23 protein-coding genes are annotated in these 23,511 nt (G+C 68.2%); 14 read left to right on the top strand and 9 right to left on the bottom strand.

Going from position 1 to position 23,511, the window contains the following annotated elements:
* Positions 1-16: 16 nt before the first annotated feature.
* The 5 genes from AAEX60_RS08680 to AAEX60_RS08700 form a co-directional block, all read right to left on the bottom strand.
* Positions 17-1,495 carry an SDR family NAD(P)-dependent oxidoreductase gene (locus tag AAEX60_RS08680; protein WP_342102830.1) on the bottom strand — a complete coding sequence of 493 codons (1,479 nt, stop codon included), beginning with the start codon at positions 1,493-1,495 and terminating at the stop codon, positions 17-19.
* 138 nt (positions 1,496-1,633) lie between these two features.
* Entirely contained in the window at positions 1,634-2,428 is a 795-nt protein-coding gene (locus tag AAEX60_RS08685; RefSeq protein ID WP_342102709.1) for an amino acid ABC transporter ATP-binding protein, read from the bottom strand.
* Complete coding sequence (locus AAEX60_RS08690; RefSeq protein ID WP_342102711.1) at positions 2,428-3,375, bottom strand: amino acid ABC transporter permease; 948 nt, start codon at positions 3,373-3,375, stop codon at positions 2,428-2,430. The genes AAEX60_RS08685 and AAEX60_RS08690 overlap by 1 nt, the downstream gene beginning before the upstream one ends.
* Positions 3,372-4,259 carry an ABC transporter substrate-binding protein gene (locus AAEX60_RS08695; RefSeq protein ID WP_342102712.1) on the bottom strand — a complete coding sequence of 296 codons (888 nt, stop codon included), beginning with the start codon at positions 4,257-4,259 and terminating at the stop codon, positions 3,372-3,374. Before AAEX60_RS08695 ends, AAEX60_RS08690 begins: the two co-directional genes overlap by 4 nt.
* 180 nt (positions 4,260-4,439) lie before the next feature.
* Entirely contained in the window at positions 4,440-5,591 is a 1,152-nt protein-coding gene (locus tag AAEX60_RS08700; protein WP_342102713.1) for a YihY/virulence factor BrkB family protein, read from the bottom strand.
* Positions 5,592-5,726: 135 nt separating this feature from the next.
* Here AAEX60_RS08700 and AAEX60_RS08705 point away from each other — a divergent pair, with 135 nt between their 5' ends.
* Genes AAEX60_RS08705 through aroB form a run of 8 tightly spaced genes read left to right on the top strand, consistent with a single transcriptional unit; the run spans position 5,727 to position 14,336 of the window.
* A complete protein-coding gene (locus AAEX60_RS08705; RefSeq protein WP_342102715.1) occupies positions 5,727-6,251 on the top strand; it encodes a DUF948 domain-containing protein in 525 nt (174 codons plus the stop codon).
* The gene (gene alaS, locus AAEX60_RS08710; RefSeq protein WP_342102717.1) at positions 6,251-8,935 is read left to right on the top strand and encodes an alanine--tRNA ligase; all 2,685 of its coding nucleotides are present in this window, start codon (positions 6,251-6,253) and stop codon (positions 8,933-8,935) included. Before AAEX60_RS08705 ends, alaS begins: the two co-directional genes overlap by 1 nt.
* Before the next feature lie 29 nt (positions 8,936-8,964).
* Positions 8,965-9,408, top strand: a complete 444-nt coding sequence (gene ruvX / locus AAEX60_RS08715; RefSeq protein WP_446721298.1) for a Holliday junction resolvase RuvX — start codon at positions 8,965-8,967, stop codon at positions 9,406-9,408.
* The gene (gene mltG / locus AAEX60_RS08720; protein ID WP_342102720.1) at positions 9,405-10,532 is read left to right on the top strand and encodes an endolytic transglycosylase MltG; all 1,128 of its coding nucleotides are present in this window, start codon (positions 9,405-9,407) and stop codon (positions 10,530-10,532) included. Before ruvX ends, mltG begins: the two co-directional genes overlap by 4 nt.
* On the top strand, positions 10,520-11,413 hold the full coding sequence (locus AAEX60_RS08725) for a shikimate dehydrogenase family protein (RefSeq protein WP_342102721.1): 894 nt from the start codon (positions 10,520-10,522) through the stop codon (positions 11,411-11,413). Before mltG ends, AAEX60_RS08725 begins: the two co-directional genes overlap by 13 nt.
* A 13-nt stretch (positions 11,414-11,426) precedes the next feature.
* Positions 11,427-12,620 (top strand): chorismate synthase, encoded by a 1,194-nt coding sequence (gene aroC / locus AAEX60_RS08730; protein ID WP_342102723.1) that lies wholly within the window; start codon positions 11,427-11,429, stop codon positions 12,618-12,620.
* Complete coding sequence (locus tag AAEX60_RS08735; RefSeq protein WP_342102724.1) at positions 12,613-13,248, top strand: shikimate kinase; 636 nt, start codon at positions 12,613-12,615, stop codon at positions 13,246-13,248. The genes aroC and AAEX60_RS08735 overlap by 8 nt, the downstream gene beginning before the upstream one ends.
* Positions 13,248-14,336 (top strand): 3-dehydroquinate synthase, encoded by a 1,089-nt coding sequence (gene aroB / locus AAEX60_RS08740; RefSeq protein WP_342102727.1) that lies wholly within the window; start codon positions 13,248-13,250, stop codon positions 14,334-14,336. Before AAEX60_RS08735 ends, aroB begins: the two co-directional genes overlap by 1 nt.
* Before the next feature lie 61 nt (positions 14,337-14,397).
* Here the strand turns inward: aroB and AAEX60_RS08745 are convergent, their stop codons facing one another.
* Genes AAEX60_RS08745 through AAEX60_RS08755 form a run of 3 tightly spaced genes read right to left on the bottom strand, consistent with a single transcriptional unit; the run spans position 14,398 to position 15,985 of the window.
* The gene (locus AAEX60_RS08745) at positions 14,398-15,135 is read right to left on the bottom strand and encodes an ABC transporter permease (RefSeq protein WP_342102728.1); all 738 of its coding nucleotides are present in this window, start codon (positions 15,133-15,135) and stop codon (positions 14,398-14,400) included.
* Entirely contained in the window at positions 15,132-15,806 is a 675-nt protein-coding gene (locus AAEX60_RS08750) for an ABC transporter ATP-binding protein (protein WP_342102730.1), read from the bottom strand. The genes AAEX60_RS08745 and AAEX60_RS08750 overlap by 4 nt, the downstream gene beginning before the upstream one ends.
* Positions 15,807-15,811: 5 nt before the next feature.
* Positions 15,812-15,985, bottom strand: coding sequence for a hypothetical protein (locus AAEX60_RS08755; protein WP_342102733.1), 174 nt, complete (start codon positions 15,983-15,985; stop codon positions 15,812-15,814).
* A 184-nt stretch (positions 15,986-16,169) separates the two neighbouring features.
* Between AAEX60_RS08755 and AAEX60_RS08760 the strand changes: the two genes are divergently transcribed.
* From AAEX60_RS08760 to AAEX60_RS08785, 6 genes are all read left to right on the top strand, one after another.
* Positions 16,170-17,279, top strand: coding sequence for a sensor histidine kinase (locus AAEX60_RS08760; RefSeq protein WP_342102735.1), 1,110 nt, complete (start codon positions 16,170-16,172; stop codon positions 17,277-17,279).
* Positions 17,276-17,935, top strand: coding sequence for a response regulator transcription factor (locus tag AAEX60_RS08765; protein ID WP_342102736.1), 660 nt, complete (start codon positions 17,276-17,278; stop codon positions 17,933-17,935). The genes AAEX60_RS08760 and AAEX60_RS08765 overlap by 4 nt, the downstream gene beginning before the upstream one ends.
* Before the next feature lie 30 nt (positions 17,936-17,965).
* Positions 17,966-18,922 carry an L-lactate dehydrogenase gene (locus tag AAEX60_RS08770; protein ID WP_342102739.1) on the top strand — a complete coding sequence of 319 codons (957 nt, stop codon included), beginning with the start codon at positions 17,966-17,968 and terminating at the stop codon, positions 18,920-18,922.
* A gap of 59 nt (positions 18,923-18,981) precedes the next feature.
* A complete protein-coding gene (locus tag AAEX60_RS08775; RefSeq protein WP_342102741.1) occupies positions 18,982-20,688 on the top strand; it encodes an NAD-dependent malic enzyme in 1,707 nt (568 codons plus the stop codon).
* Between the two features lie 2 nt (positions 20,689-20,690).
* Complete coding sequence (locus AAEX60_RS08780) at positions 20,691-21,560, top strand: 3-methyladenine DNA glycosylase (RefSeq protein WP_342102742.1); 870 nt, start codon at positions 20,691-20,693, stop codon at positions 21,558-21,560.
* Between the two features lie 143 nt (positions 21,561-21,703).
* Positions 21,704-22,819, top strand: coding sequence for a L,D-transpeptidase family protein (locus AAEX60_RS08785; protein WP_342102744.1), 1,116 nt, complete (start codon positions 21,704-21,706; stop codon positions 22,817-22,819).
* Between the two features lie 20 nt (positions 22,820-22,839).
* On the opposite strand, the gene AAEX60_RS08790 is transcribed toward AAEX60_RS08785, so the two are convergent.
* Complete coding sequence (locus AAEX60_RS08790) at positions 22,840-23,469, bottom strand: hypothetical protein (RefSeq protein ID WP_342102745.1); 630 nt, start codon at positions 23,467-23,469, stop codon at positions 22,840-22,842.
* Positions 23,470-23,511 lie beyond the last annotated feature (42 nt).

The following is a 23,511-nucleotide window of genomic DNA, read 5'->3' on the forward strand; positions in this document are numbered from 1 at the left end:
CCCAGGGGGACACCCGTCACCACGCGAAGGGCTGGTAGTCCTTGAGGAAGACGCCGTACAGGTCGGTGCCGCGCTCACCCATCACCACGGGGTCGTAGACCCGGGCTGCTCCGTCGACGAGGTCCAGCGGGGCGTGCCAACCTTCCGCCGCGATCCGCAATTTCTCGTCGTGCGGGCGCTCGTCGGTGATCCAGCCGGTGTCCACCGCGGTCATCAGGATCTGGTCGGTCTCGAACATCTCCTGCGCGCTGGTGCGGGTCAGCATGTTCAGGGCCGCCTTGGCCATGTTGGTGTGGGGATGCCCCGCGCCCTTGTACCGACGGCCGAACTGGCCCTCCATGGCGGAGACATTGACCACATACTTGCGACGGGCGGTGCTGGCCCGCATGGCCTCGCGCAGCCGGCTGATCAGGATGAAGGGGGCGGTTGCATTGCAGAGCTGCACCTCCAGCATCTCCAGCGGGTCCACCATGTCGACGGTCTTGGTCCAGGAGTTCTCGGTGGCCAGGTCCGGCAGCAGGCCGCCGGCGTCGATCGCCGTCCCGGCCAGGTGCTTCTCCAGCGAGGCATTGCCGGCCTGCAGCGCCAGCGCGGTCATCTGGGCCGCGGACTGGCTGGCCAGCTCCGCGCCCAGGCCAGCGCCGGCGCCCACCAGCGCGGCCGGGTGGGCCTCGCTGATCCGGTCGAAGGTGAGCATCCTGGGCAGCGGGCGGTCGGTGGGCAGCGCCGCCTGCTCGCCCTCCACCAGGTGGGAGTAGGCGCCGGGGGAGCGACGTACGGTCTGGGCGGCATTGTTGATCAGGATGTCCAGCGGACCGCCGGCAGCCACCTCGTCGGCCAGGCTGACCACCTGGGTGGGGTCGCGCAGGTCGATCCCGACGATGCTGAGCCGTTCGATCCATTCGTCGCTGTCCGGCAGTTGGCTGAAGCGGCGCGCCGCGTCGTGCGGGAAGCGGGTGGTGATGGTCAGGTCAGCACCGTCGCGCAGCAACCGCAGCGCGATGTACATCCCGATCTTGGCCCGGCCGCCGGTCAGCAGCGCGCGGCGCCCAGACAGGTCACAGCGCTGGTCCCGCTTGCCGTGGCTGAAGGCGGCGCACTCCGGGCAGAGCCAGTGGTAGAAGGCGTCCACCGTGGTGTAGTCCCGCTTGCAGATGTAGCAGGCCCGCGGCTCCTTGAGTTCGCCGGCCACGGCACCGGGTGCGTGCGAGACCAGCGGGATGCCGGCCGTCTCGTCGTCGATCCGCTCCGGGGAACCGGTGGCGGTCAGCTCCAGGATGGCGTTGTCGTGATCCTCGATGGGCTGGCGCACGGCGCGGCGACGACGGTGCCGGATGGTGCGGTTCATCCGGTTCACGGCCTGCTTGAAGGCGATCTGGTCCGGGTGCTCCAGCTCCAGGGCGGCCAGCTCGTCCAGCACCCGCAGGGTGGTGGCCATGTCCTCGGGGCTGATCCCCGGCCCGAAGGCGTCGTCGTCCGGGCGTCCCGGCTGCATTTTCACCCCGGAATTCTAGGACCAACCATCCCGACCACCGAATCCCGGCCGGAGTGCCCGCTGAGAACAGATGCAAGATGGGGGGTCCAACGCAATAATTGCGTCGGACCCCCCATCCTGCATCTGTTCTCGTGGGGCTCAGTGGGAGACCCGGCCCAGGAAGGCCCGGGTGCGCTCCTCGCGCGGGTTGTCGATCACCTCGGCCGGGGTGCCCTGCTCCACCACGACGCCGCCGTCCATGAAGACCACCCGGTCCGCCACCTCCCGGGCGAAGCCGATCTCATGGGTCACCACAATCATGGTCATTCCCTTGGCGGCCAGGTCCTTCATCACGTTCAGCACCTCACCCACCAGCTCCGGGTCCAGCGCGGAGGTCGGCTCGTCGAAGAGCATCAGGTCCGGGTCCATCGCCAGCGAGCGGGCAATGGCCACCCGCTGCTGCTGACCGCCGGACAGGTGGCTGGGGAAGGAGTCGGCCCGGTCCGCCAGCCCCACCTGGGCCAGCAGCTCCCGGCCGCGGGTCTCGGCGGCGGCCTTCGGGGTCTTCTTGACCACGATCGGTGCCTCGGTGATGTTCTCCAGCGCCGTCTTGTGCGGGAACAGGTTGAACCGCTGGAAGACCATCCCGATGCTGGAGCGCTGCCGGGCGATGTCCTTCTCGGTGCGCTGGTAGAGCTTGCCGTCGCGCTCCTCGACGCCGATCAGCTCGCCGTCCACCCAGATCCGGCCACCGGTCAGGGTCTCCATCTGGTTGATCAGCCGCAGGAAGGTGGTCTTGCCGGAACCCGACGGCCCCAGCAGCACCACCACCTCGCCGCGCCTCACCTCCAGGTTGACGCCCTTGAGCACCTCCAGCGCCCCGAAGGACTTGTGCACGTTGATCGCGCGGACCTGCACGTCGTCGGCGGCGACGGAATTGTCAGCGGTGCTCATCAGTGGTCGCCTCCGGTGTAGTTGAGCGGGGCATGCCCGCGGCCAAAGCGCTTCTCCAGCCAGCTCTGGCCGATCATCAGGATGGTGGTGGTGATCAGGTAGTACAGGCAGGCCGCCATGTAGACCGGGATCATCTTGTAGTAGTTGGTGCCGATGCTGCGCAGCTGGAAGAGCATCTCACCGGCCAACGGCAGCGCGATCAGCAGGGAGGTGTCCTTGAACATGGCGATGGTCTCATTGCCCATGGGCGGGATGATCACCCGCATCGCCTGCGGCAGGATGATCCGACGCATCGCCTGGCCGCGGGTCATGCCCAGGGCGGTGGCGGCCTCGTGCTGGCCCTTCTCCACGCTGATGATGCCGGAGCGGGCAATCTCGCTGAAGTAGGCGGCCTCGGACAGGCCCAGGCCCAGCATGGCACCCAGGTAGCCGGTGAACAGCTGGTTGGCGTCCAGGTTGGCGATCTTGAGCGACGCGTCGATCCCGAAAAGGTTCATCAGCTGGGCGCCGTAGGGGATGCCGATGCCCACCATGTGGTTGGGGAAGAAGGCGCCGGCGCCGCCCAGGATTGACAGCAGCACATAGCGCGGGATCGAGCGGAAGAACCAGGCATAGGTGAAGGCGACGCCGCTGAGCAGCTTGTTGGGGCTCATCCGCATCACGGCCAGCAGGATGCCGCCCAGTACACCCACCACCATGGAGCCGATGGTGACCAGGATCACGCCCAGCCAGAAGCCCTTGGCGACGGGGACCTGGCGCATCGCGTCCAGGGTGAAGCCCCAGTCGAAGGCGGGATTGGTGGCCAGCTGGTGGGCGAGCATGGCCAGCAGGATGACCACCAGGACGGCGGCCACGCCGCGCCAGGGATGCCGCACGGGGACGGCTTCGATCAGGTCCCGGCCGCGGCCGTTGGGCTCGACGGTGGTGTTCTCGACGGAGGTGCTCACTTCGGGTTCACCTCGAAGGCCTTGATCGCGCCGTCGGTCTGGTTCCACTTGGCCAGGATTTGTTCGTAGTGGCCGGAGGTCTTGAGCTCGTCGAAGGCCGTCTTGATCGCCTCGGCGAACTGCGCGTCGTCCTTGCGCACCACCGTGCCGTAGGGCGCGGCGTCGTAGGTCTCGCCGAGCTGCTCGATCGTGCCCTCGTTCATCTTGACCGCGTAGAGCGCGATGGGGGAGTCGGCCGCCATCACCTGCGCCCGGCCGCTGACCAGCGCCGCCGTCGCCTCACCCTGGTCGGAGAAGGACAGGATCTTGATCGGGTTGGCCCCGCAGCTCTTCTGCGCATCCTTGAGCTCCAGCTCCTGCACCACGCCGGTCTGCACCGCGATGGTCCGGCCGCAGGGCTTGCCCGCCTCCACCTTGCTCGGGTTGCCCTTCTGCACGGTCCACAGCGACCCGGCCGACAGGTAGCTCACCATGTTGACGCTCTTGATCCGCTCGGGGGTGACCGTGAAGGCGCTGACCCCGGCGTCGTACTTCTGCGCCTGGATGCCGATCAGGATCTGGTCGAACTGGCTCTGCTCCCATTCGATCTGGACCCCGAGGCGCTGTCCGACGGCCTCGAACAGGTCGATGTCCAGGCCGCTGACCTTGTCACCCTCCAGGAATTCCACCGGCTTGTAGGTGGGGCTGGTGCCCACGACGATCTTCTTGCTGTTCTGGATCCGGGTGGGCAGCTTGGCCATCAGCTCCGGATTGGCGGCGATCGGGGGGAGGCTCGCCGACGTCGAACTGGTGGGCAGCCCCGAACCACTCAGGTTGGTGGCGCAGCCGCTGGCCAGCAGTGCCGTGGCGATGATCGCCGCCGTGGCGGCAACTGATCGTTTCATGCGAGAGATCCTCCCGGGATTGGACAACCGGGACATCTTCTCACCGCAAAATCTGTGGCACCAAGCGGGGGATGGGCTGCTCGATCCGCAAGAATTCCTCCCGTTGGGTATAAGGACCGGCGCCAGCCCCGTGGTGGGGGCTGGCGCCGGGAGTTTCGCTTGTCGCTGGGGCTTGTGGCCTCAGGACTTCTCGTCGACGAATCCGTCCTCGTCGTAGCCGTCCTTGGCTCGCAGCTTGGCCGCGGCCTTCTGGTCGGCGGCATCCAGCTGCTTCCCGCCGGTGGCGTGCAGCCGGACGTCGCGGGCCTCGGCCATGGCCTCGGCCTCCTTCTTCTCGTGCTTCTCGATGCCCTTGGTGTCGCGGGGCGGCAGCTGCAGGCTCTCCTCGGCCCGTAGCCCGGTCTGCAGCTGGCGGGCGCGCTCCAGTTCGGAGTCCACCTCGGCGCCGAAGAGGAGCGCCAGGTTGGTCAGCCATAGCCACAGCAGCATCACGATCACGCCGGCCAGGGCGCCATAGGTCTTGGAGTAGTTGCCGGCATTGGCGACGTAGAAGGCGAAGGCCAGTGAGGCCAGGATCCAGACCAGGATGGCGACGGCGGCCCCCACGGACATCCACTTGAACTTGGGCTGCTTCACATTGGGGGTGAAGTGGTAGAGCACGGCCACCATCAGGACCACCAGCAGCAGCATCACGGGCCACTTGACGATTCCCCACAACATCACCGCCTGGGAGCCCAGCCCGATCACGTTGCCGACGGCCTCGGCGATCGGACCGCTGACCACCATGGCCACCAGCATCAGGGAACCCACCAGGGTGCAGAACAGGGTGACGGCCAGGTTGGTCAGGCGCAGCTTCACCATCGGGCGGCCCTCGGCCACCTCGTAGACCTTGTTCATGGTCCGGCCAAAGGCGCCGACATAGCCCGACGCCGACCACATGGCGCTCGCCAGACCGATGAACAGAGCCAACCCGGTGCCCCGGGAGTTGACCATGTTCATCAGCGGTTCCTTGATCTGGTTGTAGGCATCGCCCGGTGCCAGTTGGCGCACGATGTCCAGCAGCGCCTGGGCGCCGCCCTCGGACTGGCCGAACAGCGCCATCATGGAGATCAGCGCCAGCAGACCGGGGAACAGGGCCATCACCATGAAATAGGTCAGGCCAGCGGCCAGATCCGTGCACTGGTCATTGGTGAACTCGCGCAGCGCATTCTTGGCGGTGAACTTCCAGCCGGGCTTGTGCAGCTCCGCTGGTGACGAGGGCTTGCGCGGGTCGTCCGGGTGAGGGGCCTCGGACTTCTGCTTCGTGTCGGTGGCGTGCTGTTCGTCAGACATGGGACCTCCAGGGGAAGGGGACCGCGGGCAACGGTCAATCGAGGCCGACTCTAATGGGGCGGGGTGATGTGCGGGGACCGCCACGGGGCGTTGTTCGCTCAGGACGGATTCATTGGTCGAGTAGGATTCGACACCATGGCCTGGGGAGAGATTGCGGGACTCGTCGCCGCCGCGGCCGCGGTGGTCTTCGTCGCGCTGTGCGCCGTGCCGCTGCTGAAGTTGGGCGGCGTGATGGACGAACTACGGATCGCGGTGCGCAACCTGGGTGAGGGCTCGACGCCGATCCTGGACGAGTTGAAGGGCACCGTCGCCACCACGACCCAGGAGATCGCCCGGTTGAGCCAGGTCACCGAGGAGTTGGCGAAGATGGGCCACAACGCCTCCACCATGACCGAGCAGGCCGCCACTGTCTCCACCGTGGTCAGCACGCCCCTGGTCAAGACCGCCGAGGTGGTGGGCAAGGGTGCCACCGCCGCCCGGGATGTGGGCCGACGGGTGCAGGAGCGGCGCCCTCGTCGTCACCGTCCGGTTGCCGGGGAGCTGGCGTCGGCCACACCCGATAGCATTGGGCGCACGTCTGGACACCCCCTGTCCGGCCAACCCCCGGTTGGAAACACCCCAGCAGAATCGCCGCAGGACAACGAGCAAGGACACCTTTGATGAAAGCAGCCGAGATCGGTCGTCGCTACCTGGACTTCTTCGCGTCGAAGGAGCACGCCGTCGTGCCCAGCGCCTCGCTGCTCTACAACGACCCCACGCTGCTGTTCGTCAATGCCGGCATGGTGCCCTTCAAGCCCTTCTTCACCGGTGAGGAGCCGGCGCCGTGGAAGCGGGCGGTCAGCAACCAGAAGTGTGTCCGCACCCTGGACATCGAGGAGGTGGGCAAGACCACTCGGCACGGCACCTTCTTCCAGATGTTGGGCAACTTCTCCTTTGGTGACTACTTCAAGAAGGAGGCCATCGCCTACGCCTGGGAGCTGGTCACCACCGAGCAGCACAACGGCGGCTTGGGTTTCGATCCGGACAAGGTCTGGGTGACAGTGCTGGGCCCCGGCTTCCACCCGGACTACCCCGACGGCGATGTCGAGGCGATCACCTACTGGAAGCAGGTCGGCATCAACCCCGACCACATCCAGGGGCGCAGCCTCAAGGACAACTACTGGAACATGGGCGTGCCCGGACCCGGTGGCCCGTGCAGTGAGATCTACATCGACCGCGGGCCCCAGTTCGGTGCCGACGGTGGCCCCGAGGCCGACGAGGACCGCTTCCTGGAGATCTGGAACCTGGTCTTCCAGCAGGAGGACCTGTCCGCGGTCCGCGCGAAGGACGACTTCGACATCGCCCGGCAGTTGCCCACCCAGAACATCGACACCGGCGCGGGCCTGGAGCGGATCTCCTACCTGCTGCAGGGCAAGAACAACATGTACGAGATCGACGAGGTCTTCCCGGTGATCGAGCGGGCCGCCGAGCTGGCCGGCAAGGCCTACGGCAAGGATCCCGAGGACGACATCCGGCTGCGCGTCGTGGGTGACCACGTGCGTTCCTCGCTGATGCTGATGACCGACGGCGTCACCCCCGGCAACGAGGCCCGCGGCTATGTGCTGCGCCGGCTGTTGCGGCGTTCCGTGCGCTCCATGCGGCTGCTGGGCGTGAGCGATCCGGTGCTGCCGGAGCTGCTGGGGGTCTCCAAATCCTTGATGGAGGTCTCCTACCCCGATGTCACCGAGCAGTGGGCGCGGGTACTGCCCGTCGCGACGGCGGAGGAGGAGAGCTTCCGTCGCACCCTGACCCAGGGTACGCAGCTCTTCGACCTGGCGGTGGCCGACGTGCAGGGCTCCGGCTCCCACAAGTTGACCGGTGACAAGGCCTTCCAGCTGCACGACACCTACGGCTTCCCGATCGACCTGACCCTGGAGATGGCCTCCGAGGCCGGTCTGGACGTTGACGTCGAGGGCTTCAAGTCCCTGATGACCGAGCAGCGCAACCGCGCCAAGGCCGACGCGAAGGCCAAGAAGGGCGGCACGGTCAGCCACGAGGCCTACCGCGAACTGCGGGAGCAGGGTGAGACCCCCTTCCTGGGCTACACCGAGCTGAGCGTGCCCACCACGCTGCGCGGCATCATCGCCGACGGCAAGGTCAGCGACCGCGCCCAGGCCGGGCAGACCGTCGAGCTGGTGCTGGCCGAGACCCCCTTCTACGCCGAGTCCGGCGGCCAGGACTCCGACGCCGGCAGCATCGTCGTCGACGGCGTGAGCCTGGACGTGCTGGACGTCCAGCGTCCGGTGCCCGGCCTGGTGGTGCACAAGGTGCAGGTGCCCGAGGGCGTCGACTTCGGTGCCGGGTCCGAGGCGAAGGCGATCGTCGATGCGCAGTACCGGCTGGGCGCCTGCCAGGCGCACACCGCCACCCACGTGCTGGGTGCTGCGCTGCGTGAACTGGTGGGGCCGACGGCCACCCAGGCCGGCTCCTACAACAAGCCCGGCTACCTGCGCTTCGACTACTCCAGCCAGCAGTCCATGAGCGAGGCCATGCGGCTGGAGATCGAGGAACGCTGCCAGCAGGCGCTGCGGGAGAACCTGGCCTTCCACGCCACCGAGCTGCCGCTGGCCGAGGCGCGGGCCAAGGGTGCCCAGGCCATGTTCGGGGAGAAGTACCCGGAGATCGTGCGGATGGTGGAGCTGGGCGACGGCAACTGGAGCCGCGAGCTGTGCGGCGGCACCCACGTGGCCAGCACCGCGCAGATCGGGATGATCGACATCCTCAGTGAGCAGTCGATCGGTTCTGGTGCCCGGCGCTTCGAGGCCCTGGTCAGCACCGACGCCTTCAAGCATCTGGCCGGCGAGCGCGCCCTGGTCAATGGACTGACCGACATCCTCAAGACCCGCCCCGAGCAGCTCACGGAGCGGGTGAACAAGCTCGTCGCGGACCTGAAGGCCGCGGAGAAGCAGATTGCCGACCTCAAGGCCCAGCAGCTGCTGGCCGGCGCCGGTGAGATCCTGGCCAGCGCGCACGACGTCAACGGCTACACCGTGATCAGCAAGGAGGTGCCCGGGGTGGGCGGCAATGAGCTGCGCAACCTGGCCACCGAACTGCGCGGCCGGCTGGGTGATGTCGCCGGCGTGGTGGCCCTGGTGGGCGGCACCGAGGCCAAGCCGGCCATCATCGTCGCCACCAGCCCGGCGGCGCGGGACAAGGGTGCCAAGGCCGGTGCGCTGGTGCGCGTGGCCGCCGAGCAGCTGGGTGGCAAGGGTGGCGGCAAGGATGACCTGGCGCAGGGTGGCGGCAGCAATGCCGCGGCCGCACCGCAGGCGCTGGCCGCCCTCGAAGCCGCGCTGCAGGGCTGAGCGTGGCGGGGCTGACCACGGCCGGCGGCGTGCTGCTGGCCCTCGACTGGGGCAAGGCCCGGATCGGCGTCGCCGCCTGCGACGCGCAGCGGATCCTGGCCTACCCTGTGGACACCATCCAGAACACGCCGAAGGACCCGGCCCAGGTGTTGCGCCGGGTCCGGGAACTGGTGGCCGAGTACGAACCCGTCGAGGTGGTGCTGGGGCTGCCGATCTCCCTGCAGGGCGACGAGGGGATCGCGGCGCGCGCCATGCGTGAGGTGGCGAAATCCCTTGCCGATGAGCTCGGGGACGTAGCCTTGACCCTGGTGGACGAGAGGTTGACCAGTGCCACCGCCCACCAGCGCCTTTCCCAGGCGGGCAAGAATTCGCGCCAGCGGCGCGGCATGATCGACCAGATGGCGGCGGTTGCCATCCTGGAACAGGCCCTCGCCGAGGGATCTGGCAACCCAACGTGTAAGGACGGACTGTGAGCGGCTTGTTCATGGACAACAACGGCAACCGGGACTGGAAGAAGGTGGGCTACCACGCCCGCAGCGCCTTCGCCGTGCTCCTCAGCCTGGCGGTGCTGTTCGGCGGCGGCTGGTTTGTCTATGACAAGGCCAAGACCGCCTACGTCAGTTACAAGACCTCCGACGACTATGCCGAGGGTGCCGGGGTCAAGGACGTCCTGATCACCATCCCGGAGGGCTCGTTGGGCGGCGACATCGGTGACCTGCTGGTGGCCAACAAGGTGGTGAAGAGCCGAAAGGCCTTCCTCAAGGCCTATGCGAAGAACGAGAAGGCCAAGACTATCCAGGCCGGCACCTACAAGCTGAAGACCGAGATTGCGGCCGACGACGCGGTGGACATGCTGCTCAACCCGGCCAACCAGGTGCACAACCGCGTGACGGTGCCCGAGGCGCTGTGGATGAGCACCCAGTTTGCCGTGCTGAGCAAGAAGACCGGCATCCCGGTGGCGCAGTTCCAGGCGGCCGCCAAGAACCCGCAGGCGCTGGGCCTGCCCAAGTGGGTGGGCAGCAACCCGGAGGGCTTCTTCTTCCCGCAGACCTATGAGATTGGCCAGAAGCCCACGGCCACGTCGATCCTGAAGCTGATGGCCAAGCAGTTCAATGAGGTGGCGGCCCGCAATGAGCTGGTCTCCAAGGCCGAGGGCCTCAAGCGCACCCCGATGGAGATCATCACGGTTGCGTCCATCCTGGAGGCCGAGGCCAAGGAGAAGGACCAGCCGATCGTGGCCGGCATCATCTACAACCGCCTGGAGGACGGGATGCAGCTGCAGCTCGACTCCACCAGCTACTACGCCACCAAGACCCCGCTGGGCAAGCCGCTGCCCAAGGGCTTCCGCGAGCAGGACAGCCCCTACAACACCTACAAGGCTGCCGGCCTGCCCCCGGGCCCGATCGGCGCTCCGGGCGAGAAGGCGATCAAGGCCGCGCTCAACCCCACCAACAGCGAGTACAAGTACTGGCTGACGGTCAACTACAAGACCGGCGAGACCAAGTTCGCCAAGACCTTCGAAGAGCACGAGAAGAACCGGCTGCAGTGGGAGGCCTGGTGCAAGACGGCCAAGGACAAGTCGGGTTGCCCGGCCTGACCGGCCAGCGCTGCGCGGTGATCGGCCATCCGGCCGGTCACTCGCTGTCTCCCGCCCTGCACCTGGCCGCCTACCGCGAGCTGGGGCTGGACTGGGGCTACACCGCCGTCGACCTCGCGCCCGAGCAGCTGGACGGCTTCGTCCGCGGTCTCGACGAGAGCTGGCGCGGGCTGAGCGTCACCATGCCGCACAAGGTGGCGATCCGCCAGTACGGTCAGGGCGACGAGCTGGTGGACCTGGTCGGCGCCGCCAACACCCTGGTGCTGCCGCAGGGCAGGAACCGCACCAGGGCGGCCGAGGGTGTCGAGGCCCCTCGACAAGCTCGGGGAACGAGTGGGGTTCCCTTGGTCCGCAACACCGACGTCGGCGGCTACCAACTGGCCTTCGCCGAGGCGGGCATCGAGTCCGCGGACTCGGCCACCGTCGTCGGCAATGGCGCCACCGCCCGGTCCGCCGTCGTCGCGCTGCGCCAGATGGGTGTCGAACGCGTGTTGGTGCTGGCTCGTCGCCCCGAACGGGCCCGGGAGCTCAAGAGCTTCTGCACCAATGCGCTGGGGATGCTGTGCGCGGTGCGGGAGCTGGCCCCCGGGCAGGTGATCGACTCCGACATCCTGCTGTCCACCGTCCCCGAGGGCGGCGCCGACCACCTGGCCGCCGAGCTGGTGCAGCATGCCGCTGTGGTCTTCGACTCCGTCTACGACCCGTGGCCCTCCGCGCTGGCCGTCGAGGCCGAGCGCGCCGGCAAGCTGGTGCTCAACGGGCTGGACCTGTTGGCCGGCCAGGCCGTCGAACAGGTGCGCCTGATGACCGGGGCAGAGGTCTCGTTTGGCCTGTTGAAGTCCGCCGGACAAGAAGCGCTCAAGGCACGGGCCCAACTCTGAAAGACTGGTGCGCATGTTGCGCTACCTCACCGCCGGTGAATCCCATGGTCAGGCCCTGATCGCCACCATGGAGGGCATCCCCGCCCATGTCCAGGTCTCCTCCGACGACATCCGCCAGGCCCTCGCCCGGCGTCGGCTGGGGGCCGGCCGCGGGGCCCGGATGAAGTTCGAGGCCGACGAGGTGACCCTGCTGGGCGGTTTCCGGCATGGCGAGACGCTGGGCTCCCCGATCGCGATCATGGTGGGCAACACCGAGTGGCCCAAGTGGACCGAGGTGATGAGCCCCGACGCCGTGGACCAGGACGTGCTGGACGCGCAGGCCCGCAATGCCAAGCTGACCCGGCCGCGCCCCGGCCACGCCGACCTGGCCGGGATGCAGAAGTACGACTGGGATGAGGCCCGGCCGCTGCTGGAGCGGGCCAGCGCCCGGGAGACGGCCGCCCGGGTGGCGATCGGCCAGGTGGCCAAGAACTTCCTGCAGCAGGCCTGCGGCATCACCGTGCTCAGCCACGTCGTCGAGCTGGGGCCGGTGAAGGCCGCGCCGACCTTCCCGACGTTGGCGGACCTGGACCGGATCGACGCCGACCCGCTGCGCTGCAACGACCCCCGGGCCAGCCGGGCGATGCAGGACGAGGTGGCCGACTGCCACAAGGCGGGCGACACCCTGGGCGGCGTGGTGGAGGTGCTGGCCTGGGGGCTGCCGCCGGGCCTGGGTTCGCACTCCCAGGGCGACCGCCGGCTGGACGCGAAGCTGGCCGGTGCCCTGATGGGGATCCAGGCGATCAAGGGCGTCGAGCTGGGTGACGGCTTCGAGTTGGCCCGGGTACGCGGCTCCCAGGCGCACGACGAGATCCAGGGCGGCCCCGACGGCATCCGTCGCCTCAGCCAGCACGCGGGTGGCACCGAAGCCGGGATGAGCACCGGCGAGGTGCTGCGGGTCCGGGCGGCGATGAAGCCGATTGCCACCGTGCCAAAGGCGCTGCGCACCATCGACGTCAGCACCGGAGAGGAAGCCCGGGCGCACCACCAGCGTTCCGACGTGTGCGCGGTGCCAGCGGCCGGCGTGGTGGCGGAGGCGATGGTGGCGCTGGTGTTGGCCGAGGTGGTGCTGGAGAAGTTCGGCGGGGACTCCGTCGACGAGACCCGGCGCAACCTGGAGTCCTACCTGGCCCAGGTGGCCGAACGGGGGTTGAGGATCCATGACTGAGCCGTCCGCCGACGGCGCCCTGCCGCGGACCATCGTGCTGGTCGGCGCACCGGGCGCGGGCAAGAGCACCGTCGGCGCCAAGCTGGCCCGCAAGCTGGAGCTGCCGTTCACCGACGTCGACCAGGAGATCGAGGTACGCGCCGGGATGCCGATCGGGGAGATCTTCGTCACCCGCGGTGAACCCGCCTTCCGGGAGCTGGAGCGCGAGGTCACCCTGGAGGTCCTGGCCAGCCCCGGCGTGGTCAGCCTGGGCGGCGGCGCAGTGATGAATGACCAGATCCGCGCCGCCCTGGCCCACCAACACGTGGTCTGGCTGGATGTCAGCGCCCACCACGCCAGCCGTCGGGTGGGGATCTCCGGCGCCGGCCGGCCGCTGTTCGCCAGCAATGTGCACTCCACCATGGTCAAGCTGATGAACCAGCGTCTGCCCCTCTACCGCGAGGTGGCAACCACCCGGATCGACACCAACGGACTCAAGCCCAATGCGGTGGTCCGGCTGGTGTTGGGCGAGTTCGGGATCCGGACGGACGAGGAGAAGGCCGAGCACGACAACCCCGTGCACGACAACCCCGTGCAGGACAACCCCGTTCACGACAACCCCGTTCACGACAACCCCGAGGAGCACTGATGGCCACCCTGCAGGTCAACGCCGAGCAGCCCTACCAGGTGCAGATCGGCAACGGCGTCGTGGAGCGGGTGGGGGAATTGGCCAGCGGTGCCGCCCGGGCCGCGATCATCCACCAACCCGTGCTCAGTGACCAGGCCGAGCGGGTGGCGCTGCTGCTGCGCCAGGCCGGTCTGGAGCCGGTCACCATTGAGGTGCCGGCCGGTGAGCCGGCCAAGACCGGGCAGGTGCTGCAACGTTGCTGGGATGACCTGGCCGCGGCCGGGATGACCCGCTCCGACGTCGTGATCGGGATCGGCGGCGGCGCCGCCACCGACCTGGCCGGCTTCGTGGCCGCCACCTGGCTGCGCGGCGTCGGCTACCTGTCCATCCCCACCACCGTGCTGGCCATGGTGGATGCCGCAGTGGGGGGCAAGACCGGGATCAACATTGCCGCCGGCAAGAACCTGGTGGGCGCCTTCCACGAGCCGCGTGGGGTGCTGTGTGACCTGGACCTGCTGATCGGTCTGCCGACGGCCGAGGTGGTCTCCGGCCTGGCCGAGGTGGTCAAGTGCGGCTTCATCGCGGATCCCCGGATCCTGGAACTGGTGGAGCAGGACCCCACCGAGTCCGTCGACGTCAGCACCGTGCGCTTCGCCGAGCTGGTCCGTCGCGCCGTCTCAGTCAAGGCGGAGGTGGTCTCGGGGGACCTGCGGGAGGCCACCTCCACCGCCGACCGGGTGGGCCGGGAGGCCCTCAACTACGGTCACACCCTGGGGCACGCCATCGAGCAGTTCCAGCACTTCACCTGGCGGCACGGCGAGGCGGTGGCAATCGGCATGGTCTTCGCCGCCGAGGTGGCCGCGCGCACGGTAGGGCTGCCTGCGCAGGTGGTGGCCCGGCACCGCAGTGTGCTGTCCAGCATCGGCCTGCCGACGGTCTACAACGCGGGGGAGTGGAGCACCCTGCGGGCCACCATGAGCCTGGACAAGAAGGCCCGGGGCAACACGCTGCGCCTGGTGGGCCTGCGGCAGGTCGGCGAAGTCACCATCATCGACGGCCCCGACGAGGACCTGCTGCGCGAGGCGTGGACCACGCTGGATCCGCACTAGTCCGGTGTGGGAAGCGTGGCACGCTGGGTGGCGTCACTCCAGGGTCCGCGCCACCGTGTGATCATCGCATCGGGGCGTTGATCACGACGGGCCGTCGGGCGCAGGAGGTGGAGATGACCAGTGCGAGGGCCGTGCACGCGGCGTGGACAGCTGTGCCACTGGTCAAGGCCCCGTGCCACGGGTAGTCGTAGCTCTCGTCGAGCACGGTCAGTCCCAGTCGGTAGGGCCAAGCGGTGGGCAGAGCCCAGGAGAAGTCGGCACCCATCACGACCGCCGTGACCATGCCGAGTGCCACACCGACGATGTTGACCACCACGACATTTCGCGTCAGGACGCACAGGGCCGCGCTCACGGCCACCATGACTGCGAACGTGCCGCACTGGAGCGCGAGATACGCGATCGTCATCCGGAAGATCCCGGCACCAGCACCGCTGCAGACCATCAAGCCTGCCATCAGGGCCGTGGACGCGGCGAGGAACGCGGCGAGGACCGCGGTGATGACGGCGAGCTTGGCCAGGATGAGTCGGGTCGCGCCTTGCGGCAGGGTGAGCCAGTCGAACCACGTGCGATTGGCCAGCTCGACGTGAAAGGCGATGGTGGTGACGAGACAGGCCACCAGGCCGGTGACGAGCATGGACTGGTTGTGCAGGATGAAGTAGCGCGATCGGCCGGCGCTCGTGACCCCCATGAGCGATGCGATGGCCACCATCGCCCAGGGGGAGAGGTGCAGGGCCAATGCGAACCACAGTCCCTTCTCCCTGCGGAGCTTTCGCCATTCATTGCCGATCAGGTGCATCATGCTTGTCCTCCTTGCATGAGACGGAGATAGAGGTCCTCCAGGTCCTGGTGGGATTCCTGGCCGCGGGAAACGGTCTGGACGGTGCGCCCGTCTTGCAGGAAGGTCAGTCGGTCAGCGAGCGCGGCGACTTCGGTCAGGTTGTGGCTGGAGACGACCACCGCCATGCCTCGTTCGTCACGCAGGTGCTTGAGGAGCTCCCGGCAGTCCCGAATGCCCATCGGGTCCAGTCCGTTCGTGGGTTCATCCAACAGCAGCAGGTGTGGATCCCCGATCAGGCTGCGGGCGATTCCCAGGCGCTGTCGCATGCCCAGTGAGGTCTTGCTGCAGAGCAGATCCTTGTGGGGGTCGAGCCCCACCAGTGACAGGAGCTTGGGTAGTTCGTCGTGGGGAACGGCCAGATAGTCGGCATGGAGCTGGAGGTTCTCCAGCAGGGTGAGCCGTGCGTAGAAGGCGGGGTACTCGATGAGGTGCCCGATCCGAAGCCGTGGTGGGTCCATGCGGATGGTGCCTTCATGGTCCACGGTCTTCAGGATGGCCTTGAAGATGGTCGTCTTGCCCGCCCCATTGGGGCCGAGCAGGGCGTGGATGGTTCCACGGTCGAAGGTGATGTCGACGTTGGACAGAGCGCGAGTGCCACCGAACGTGACACTGAGGTCATTGACCTCCACCACGGGGGTCACCACAGGAGCCAGACGGTGTAGGTGACGGCATACAGGATCAGGAACAGTCCTGATGGCATGAACCTCACACCCCTGATTCCGGTCTTCATGACTTGGGCCAGGGCCGTGACCACCGCCAGTGCCAGGCACAGCAGGCTCGTCACGAGCAAGATCTTGGACGCGATGTCCATTCATTCCTCCTCCGTTGACGTCGGGCAATGTCTGCCCTTGTCAACGGTAGGAGAGTGATGTGGTGTGAGCGTCGCGCAAGCGGTCAGGCAATGTCTGCTCCCGGCCAGGAGAAGTGGTCCGCCGTCGTCAGATGTGGCCGAAAGATACCCCGCGCCAAGGACGCGCCCCTTCTACTATCGGCGGGTGAAGAATCATCTGGGCCCAGGGGACACGCTCCTCGCAGCCGTGACCGTGCTGTTCGTGCTCCTGTGCGCCCTCGACAGTGCTGCCGGCAACCAGGTGGAAGTACCTGTGGGGTGGCTGCTGGGCGACGCGGTGCTGGGCATGATCGCGTTCTGGCAAGCCCGACAGGGGCGGGTGGTTGCGGGCCTGGCGTTGTCGGCCGTGTCGACGTCCGCTTGTGGGGCGGCTCTCGTCCACGTCATGGGAACGGCACGCAGGAGCGGGTTGTGGCGCGGTCAGGTTGCCGGGGCGAGCTACCTGGTGCTGGCACTGGTGCGCTGGCGGCTGCCTTGGACCCCGGACGGGGCGTACCAGAACTCGGGGTGGGGGTTCGCCGTCGTGGCGCTGGGGGTCGAATGTCTTGTTGCGTGGGGGAGCTACATCGGTGCGCACCGGGCCCTGGTCCGTTCACTACGGGAGCAGAACGAGGCGCTGGCCCGGGAACAGCAGTGTGCAGTGACCGCCGCCCAGGCCTCTGAACGGCTGGCCATCGCCCGGGAGATGCATGATGTGCTGGCCCATCGTCTGAGCCTGATCAGCATGCACTCGGCCGCCCTCGAACACCGCTGCGTGATGAGTGATGACGAGCGCACCCAGGCAGGCGCATTGATCAGGGCCAATGCCCGCGCCTCGCTCTGCGAACTTCGTGGCATTCTCAGCGACCTGCGCGAGGAACAGCCCGGTGCCCCTCAACCGGACCTCACCGACCTGCCCCGGCTTGCGGTGGAGGCCAGTACCCCCTCGAACCCCGTACAGGTCGAGATGGCCCTGGATTGTGCGGACCTTGCGCCCGGTGTCGGGCGACACGTCTTCCGGATGGCCCAGGAGGCCGTCACCAATGCGCACAAGCACGGCAGCCCCGGCCCCATCCGGGTCACCGTCCGAGAGGAGGCCGATCACTGCCTGCTGGTCGTGACCAATCCCGTCAGTGCTCCCAGCCCCACCCCTGCTGGGTACGGGCTGCGGGGGATCACGGAACGTGTCCAGCTGTGCGGGGGAAGTCTCTCGCATGCCATCCTCGGGGGCACCCATGTTCTCGAGGTCACCGTCCCACTGCGGGAGAACCAATGATCCGACTCGTCGTGGTCGATGACGATGCCTTCGTCCTGGCCGGGATCACGTCCATGCTCGCGGAGCAGGACGACATCGAGATCCTCGGCACCGCCAGTGACGGACAGGCGGCCACCGACCAGGTCCGGCACCTGGACCCGGACGTCGTCCTGATGGACCTGCGCATGCCCGGCATGAATGGGATCGAGGCGACGCGTGCGATCAAGCAGGATCTGCCCTCACCCCGCGTCCTGGTGCTGACCACGTGGGATACCGACGACATGATCAGGGACGCACTGGGTGCGGGGGCCGACGGATTCTTGTTGAAGGACGCGAGCCCCGCAGAACTCGCCTCGGCCATCCGCCGGGTGAGCTCCGGAGAACCCACGATGGCGCCTGCAATCACCCGCCGCCTCGTGTCTGCCTTCACGGCGGACGGGAGGGCCCGGCAGCAGTCCCTCGACGCGCTCGCCCAGCTCAGCGAGCTCGAAGCGGAGGTTGCCCTGGCCATCTCCCGAGGGCTCACGAACGCAGAGATCGCCAATCAGCAGTACATGAGCGTCGGCAACGTCAAGGCGTGCGTCTCACGCATCCTGACGAAACTGGGGCTGTCCAACCGGGTGCAGATCGCCACTCTCATCCAGCCGGCGCAATCCGGGTCCCATGGGGAGGACTGAGGGCCGCCGCTGCCGCACTAGAATTGGTCCATGGCCAAGTCGACTCGTCACCCGTCCAAGCTCTCCATCGTCGGCGCGGGAGCCGTCGGCACCTCGCTGGCCTATGCGGCACTGATCCGCGGCTCGGCCAGCGTGATCAGCCTCTACGACATCGCCTCCAAGAAGGTGCAGGCCGAGGTCAAGGACCTGGCCCATGGCACCCAGTTCACCAATTCCGTGGTGATGGGCGGCGACGACATCTCGGTGGTCAAGGACTCGTCGGTGGTGGTGATCACCGCGGGCGCCAAGCAGAAGCCGGGCCAGACCCGGCTGGATCTGGCGGCCACCAATGCCAAGATCCTGGAGCAGATGATGCCCCAGTTGCTGGAGCAGGCGCCCGAGGCGCTCTACGTGCTGGTCACCAATCCGTGCGACGTGCTGACCGTCGTGGCGCAGAAGATCAGCGGGCTGCCCACGGCGCAGGTCTTCTCCACCGGCACCATGCTGGACACCTCCCGGCTGCGCTACCTGATTGCCCAGAAGACCAAGGTGGCGCAGCGCAATGTGCACGCCACCATCGTCGGCGAGCACGGGGACTCGGAGTTTCCGGTCTGGTCCAGTGCCAACATCAGCTCGGTGCCGATCCGGGAGTGGAGCTTTGCCGGCAAGCGGGTCTTCACCGACGAGGTGCTGGAGGCCCTGGCGCACGAGGCCGCCTTCGCCGCCTATGAGGTGATCGAGGGCAAGGGCGCCACCAACTACGCAATTGGTCTGGCGGGCGCCCGGCTGGTGGAGGCGCTGCTCTCGCCCACCCGCACCGCGCTGCCGCTGTCCAGCGTGCTGCAGGGCTACTACGGAATCCACGACGTGGCCCTCTCCCTGCCCACCCTGGTCAGCTCGGCCGGGATCGAGCGGGTGCTGGAGATCCCGATGGACCCCGCCGAGGTGACCGCGCTGCACCGCTCGGCGGACCAGCTGCGCACCAGCCTGGCCACCCTGGGCTACTGAGCCGCGCCAAGCGCCCGGGCGGCCCCACGGGCCGTCGCGGCTGGGCCTAGGCTGAGGACATGGCCAATTTCAGCTACCACCAGGAACCCGACGGTACCTACACGCTGCGGATCGCCGCCCGCGGCCGGGAGGTGCTGACCAATCCGCTGTGCAATTTCGGCACCGCCTTCACCCGGCAACAGCGGATCGACCTCAACGTGAACGGTTTGCTGCCGCCGAATGTGGTCACCATCGACCAGCAGCTGAAGCGGGTCTATGCGCAGTACCAGAAGGAATCCGACGACCTGGCCAAGTACGTCTTCCTGAACACGATGCAGGACCGCAACGAGACCCTCTTCTACCGCCTGCTCACGGAGCACCTGGAGGAGATGTTGCCGATCGTCTACACCCCCACCATCGGCAAGGCGATCGAGACCTACAGCCACTGGTACCACCGGCCGCGCGGGATCTTCCTGTCCATCGAGGACCCCGACGGGATCGAACCGGCGCTGCGCTCCTATGGCTACCCCAGTGAGGACGTCGACCTGATCGTGGTGACCGACTCGGAGGGGATCCTGGGCATCGGTGATCAGGGCGTGGGCGGCGTGGCCATCGCCGTCGGCAAGCTGGGCGTCTACACCGCCGCGGCCGGGATCCACCCCAGCCGGGCCCTGCCCGTGGTGCTGGACGTCGGCACCGACAACATCGAGCTGCTCAACGACGAGAGCTACCTGGGTTACCGGCACGCCCGGGTGCGCGGGGAGCGCTATGACGCCTTCGTCGACCGGTTCGTGCAGGCGGTGCAGACGATGTACCCACACGCGATGATCCACTGGGAGGACTTCGGGGCGGGCAATGCCCACCGGATCCTGGACAAGTACCGCGACGAGATCTGCACCTTCAATGACGACATCCAGGGCACCGCCGCCGTGGTGGTGGCCGCCATCCTGGCCGCAGTGCGTCGCTCCGGGCAGCGGCTGGTGAACCAACGGATCGTGGTGCACGGCGCCGGCACCGCCGGCATCGGGATCGCGGACCTGTTGGTGCAGCGGATGGTGAAACGCGGCATCCCGCGCGAACAGGCGCTGGGCTGTTTCTGGGGGCTCGGTTCGCGCGGCCTGCTGCGCGAGGGCGTCAAGATGCGCGACTTCCAGGAACCCTATGCCCGCTCCGCCGCCGAACTGGAGGGCTGGCAGTTGGACGATCCCGGCACGGTGGGCCTGGCAGACGTGGTGCGCAATGTGCACCCCACCATCATCATCGGCACCTCGGCCCAGGCCGGTGCCTTCAGCGAACAGATCGTGCGGGACATGGCCGAGCACTGCCAGACCCCGATCATCATGCCGCTGTCCAATCCCACCCGGAAGGCCGAGGCGCTGCCCGCCGACCTGCTGGAATGGACCGACGGCCGGGCGCTGATCGCCACCGGATCCCCCTTCGAACCTGTCGACCACCACGGCACGCTCTTCGAGATCGCCCAGGCCAACAATGCCCTGGTCTTCCCGGGGCTGGGGCTGGGCGTGGCCGCCTCCCGAGCCACCCGGGTCAGCGACGGGATGATCCTGGCCGCCGCGGAGGCAGTGGCCAAGGTGGTCACCTCACGGGAACTGGGTGCCTCCCTGCTGCCCCGGATCGACCGTCTGCGGGCGGTCTCGGCCCGGGTGGCCATTGCGGTGGCCAAGGCCGCCGAGAAGGAGGGGCTGGCCGATCGGGTCTTGGAGAACCCGGTGCAGGAGATCTACGAGCAGATGTGGTCCCCGGACTACCCGACGGTCGAGGTCGTCTGACCTTGGCGGAACAGATCACCGTCCTGGCGCCCCGGCAGTGGCAGGCGCGACGCGATGCCCACCGGGCCCGGGCCGAGGCCTTGCTGGCCGGCGTGGCCCAACGTCGCCGGCATGGGCGCAAGCATCCCGTCGAGGACTTCCTGTTCGACTACTACAACCTGCGGCCGGGAGAGCTGATGGTCTGGCACCCGGGTGCGGGCGTCGCCCTTGGTGATCCCGACGGGGAGTACGCCGGCCGCAAGTTCTACCGGCACGACGACGGGATCAGTCAGCTGGACCAGACGGCCTTCCTGGCCAAGCGGGCCGGCACGGTGGAGTGGACCCGCACCCTGCTGGGGCGCACCGCCACCAATCCGGCGCACTTCGGGTGCTTCGGGATGCACGAATGGGCGATGGTCTACCACCTGACGCCGGACCAGACCCGGCACCACTACCTGCCGCTGCGCTTCGAGCCGGAGCGGATCGCCGAGGTGGTGGAGCAGGTGGGGCTGCGGTGCAGCCACTTTGACGCCTTCCGTTTCTTCACCCCCGACGCGGAGCCGCTGAACGCGCTGCGCCCCACCCGGGAAGAGCAGCCCGAGCTGGACCAGCCGGGCTGTCTGCACGTCGGGATGGACCTGTACAAGTGGGCGGGCAAGTTGCTGCCGGCCTGTGACTCCGAGCTGCTGCTGGACACCTTCGAGCTGGCCCGCGACATCCGGGAGTTGGACATGCGGGCCAGCGCCTATGACCTGTCCGGCTGGGGCTACGCCCCGGTTCCCGTCGAGACCCCGGCGGGCCGGGCCGACTATGTCCGACGGCAGAAGGCCTTCGCCGAGCGGGCGTCGCCGCTACGGGGGCGGCTGCTGCGGTTGCTGGACTGGCTGCCCTGATCCGGACCCACCGGCCGTGGTGCCAGCGTGAACCTGAAGTGTCACTGCTCCGGGTGGTTTCGACGGGCGTGTCCCGAGCGGCGTGGCCTAGCGTTGGGGCCGCGCTCGCGCCACCACCCGTCGGTCCCCTGGAGGAGAACACCGTGACCTGCCACCGCCCTCGTCGTGCCCTGATTGCCCTGGCAAGTGTGGGGCTGGTCACCCTGAGCGCCTGCGGAGCCACGGACCAGCAGGCCCAGCCCGCCCCGGAGCAGAGCGTCGCGGGACAGGCCAGCCCGACGTCGATGGCCAGCTCGGCCGTCCCGGCGGCCACCGCCTCGGCCACGCCCAGCGCCCCGGCCACGCCCAGCGCCCCGGCCACGCCCAGCGCCTCGGCCACCATGCTCGCGGCCGGCGCCACCGGTGACCGGGTGCGGGAGTTGCAGCACCGGCTGCAGCAGCTGGACTGGTTCGAGGGGAAGATCACCGGCAGCTACGGTGAGGACACGGCGGCCGCGGTGCGCGGCTTCCAGGAGAAGCGGGGCCTACCGGTTACGGGCACCGTGGACCAGAAGACCTGGGCCGGCCTGGCCGGGCGCACCAAGCAGCCCACCCATGACCAGCTGTACAACATCCTCAAGCCGGGCCCGGCCCTGTTGAAGCAGGGGGCCACCGGTGCCCAGGTCAAGGACCTGCAGGCTCGGCTCAAGCAGATCGGTTGGTTCTCCGGCAAGGTGACGGATCGCTTCGGGGAGCAGACGACGGCCGCGGTGAAGGCCTTCCAGACCAAGCGCGGCATCCCGGAGACCGGGGAGGTGGACCAGCGCACCCTGGACCGACTCAACGCGATGACCCGGACCCCGACGAAGGAGGAACTGGGGAACAAGCAGCCCAGCGTGAGCGCGCCCCGGCTGGATCCGCGTTGCCTGAGCGGCCGGGTGCTGTGCATCTCCAAGAGCGCAGACAAGCTGAGCTGGGTGGTGGACGGCAAGGTGCAGACCGTGATGAGCGTGCGCTTCGGCTCGGAGCTGACACCCACCCGGGAAGGCACCTTCCAGGTCAATTCCAAGTCCCGGGACCACGTGTCCACGATCTACCACACCAAGATGCCGTTCGCGATGTTCTTCTCGGGCGGGCAGGCAGTGCACTATTCGGCCGACTTCGCCGCCCGGGGATACAACGGTGCGTCACACGGCTGCGTGAATGTGCGCAACTACGACGGGATCGCGGCGCTCTTTGACCAGGTTCGGGTGGGGGACCGGGTGGTGGTGCACCGCTGAGCGGCGCGGCCCCCGACCGCTCAGCCGGCGATCTTCAGGGCGGCCAGCTGTTGCCGTCGGGTGCCAGCCAGGAAGACCGTGGTCTCGCCCTGGGGCTTGGCGAACAGCACCGTGCCGGTCAGGCTCTGGCCCGCGGTGATCGGTTGGCCCTCCAGGTAGTCCTGACCGGACGGTGACGGGTCGTACTGGCTTGCCGATGCGTTGTCCAGCGCGAAGAAGCCCAGCCGCTGCTGGCCCCGGTCCAGCGTCACTCGCAGGGTGAGCAGTAGCCCCTCCGAGGTCCAGCGGTGGCCGACGACCTCAAAGGTGCCGGCGGTGTCCTCGCGCGGGTTCTCGAACGGGACCGACGTCGGGATCCCGGTGCCCGGAGTGCTCCCGACGGTGGGATTGGTGCTGGCTGCCGGGTCCTGGCCTGCCGGGCCCGTGCTCACCGACTCGGTGGGGGCCGCCTGCGGCTCGGCGTCGTCGTCGGAACCGAGCCGGGTGGCGGCCAACACCGCCAGGGCGATCAGGGCGAGCACCGCGAGGGTGATCCACAACGGCCGGCGATTGGGCGGCGGGGTGAACTGCGACGGGCTCACCGGTGCGGGCGCGGGCTGACCGAACGGCTGGTACGGGTCCCGGGACCCGGGCTGATAGGGCTGCGTCATGGTGCGCCCAGCCTACCCGGCGGGGCCCGGGCCGGTTGTCCA

It is taken from the genome of Luteococcus sp. H101 (genome assembly GCF_038433155.1).
Taxonomy (GTDB): Bacteria; Actinomycetota; Actinomycetes; order Propionibacteriales; family Propionibacteriaceae; genus Luteococcus.

Excerpts from the sequence above, each read along its gene's own strand:
- AAEX60_RS08680 (WP_342102830.1), bottom strand. The coding sequence starts at position 1,495 with ATGCAGCCGGGACGCCCGGACGACGACGCCTTCGGGCCGGGGATCAGC.
- AAEX60_RS08685 (WP_342102709.1), bottom strand. The coding sequence starts at position 2,428 with ATGAGCACCGCTGACAATTCCGTCGCCGCCGACGACGTGCAGGTCCGC.
- AAEX60_RS08695 (WP_342102712.1), bottom strand. The coding sequence starts at position 4,259 with ATGAAACGATCAGTTGCCGCCACGGCGGCGATCATCGCCACGGCACTG.
- AAEX60_RS08700 (WP_342102713.1), bottom strand. The coding sequence starts at position 5,591 with ATGTCTGACGAACAGCACGCCACCGACACGAAGCAGAAGTCCGAGGCC.
- AAEX60_RS08705 (WP_342102715.1), top strand. The coding sequence starts at position 5,727 with ATGGCCTGGGGAGAGATTGCGGGACTCGTCGCCGCCGCGGCCGCGGTG.
- alaS (WP_342102717.1), top strand. The coding sequence starts at position 6,251 with ATGAAAGCAGCCGAGATCGGTCGTCGCTACCTGGACTTCTTCGCGTCG.
- aroC (WP_342102723.1), top strand. The coding sequence starts at position 11,427 with ATGTTGCGCTACCTCACCGCCGGTGAATCCCATGGTCAGGCCCTGATC.
- AAEX60_RS08735 (WP_342102724.1), top strand. The coding sequence starts at position 12,613 with ATGACTGAGCCGTCCGCCGACGGCGCCCTGCCGCGGACCATCGTGCTG.
- aroB (WP_342102727.1), top strand. The coding sequence starts at position 13,248 with ATGGCCACCCTGCAGGTCAACGCCGAGCAGCCCTACCAGGTGCAGATC.
- AAEX60_RS08745 (WP_342102728.1), bottom strand. The coding sequence starts at position 15,135 with ATGATGCACCTGATCGGCAATGAATGGCGAAAGCTCCGCAGGGAGAAG.
- AAEX60_RS08755 (WP_342102733.1), bottom strand. The coding sequence starts at position 15,985 with ATGGACATCGCGTCCAAGATCTTGCTCGTGACGAGCCTGCTGTGCCTG.
- AAEX60_RS08765 (WP_342102736.1), top strand. The coding sequence starts at position 17,276 with ATGATCCGACTCGTCGTGGTCGATGACGATGCCTTCGTCCTGGCCGGG.
- AAEX60_RS08770 (WP_342102739.1), top strand. The coding sequence starts at position 17,966 with ATGGCCAAGTCGACTCGTCACCCGTCCAAGCTCTCCATCGTCGGCGCG.
- AAEX60_RS08775 (WP_342102741.1), top strand. The coding sequence starts at position 18,982 with ATGGCCAATTTCAGCTACCACCAGGAACCCGACGGTACCTACACGCTG.
- AAEX60_RS08790 (WP_342102745.1), bottom strand. The coding sequence starts at position 23,469 with ATGACGCAGCCCTATCAGCCCGGGTCCCGGGACCCGTACCAGCCGTTC.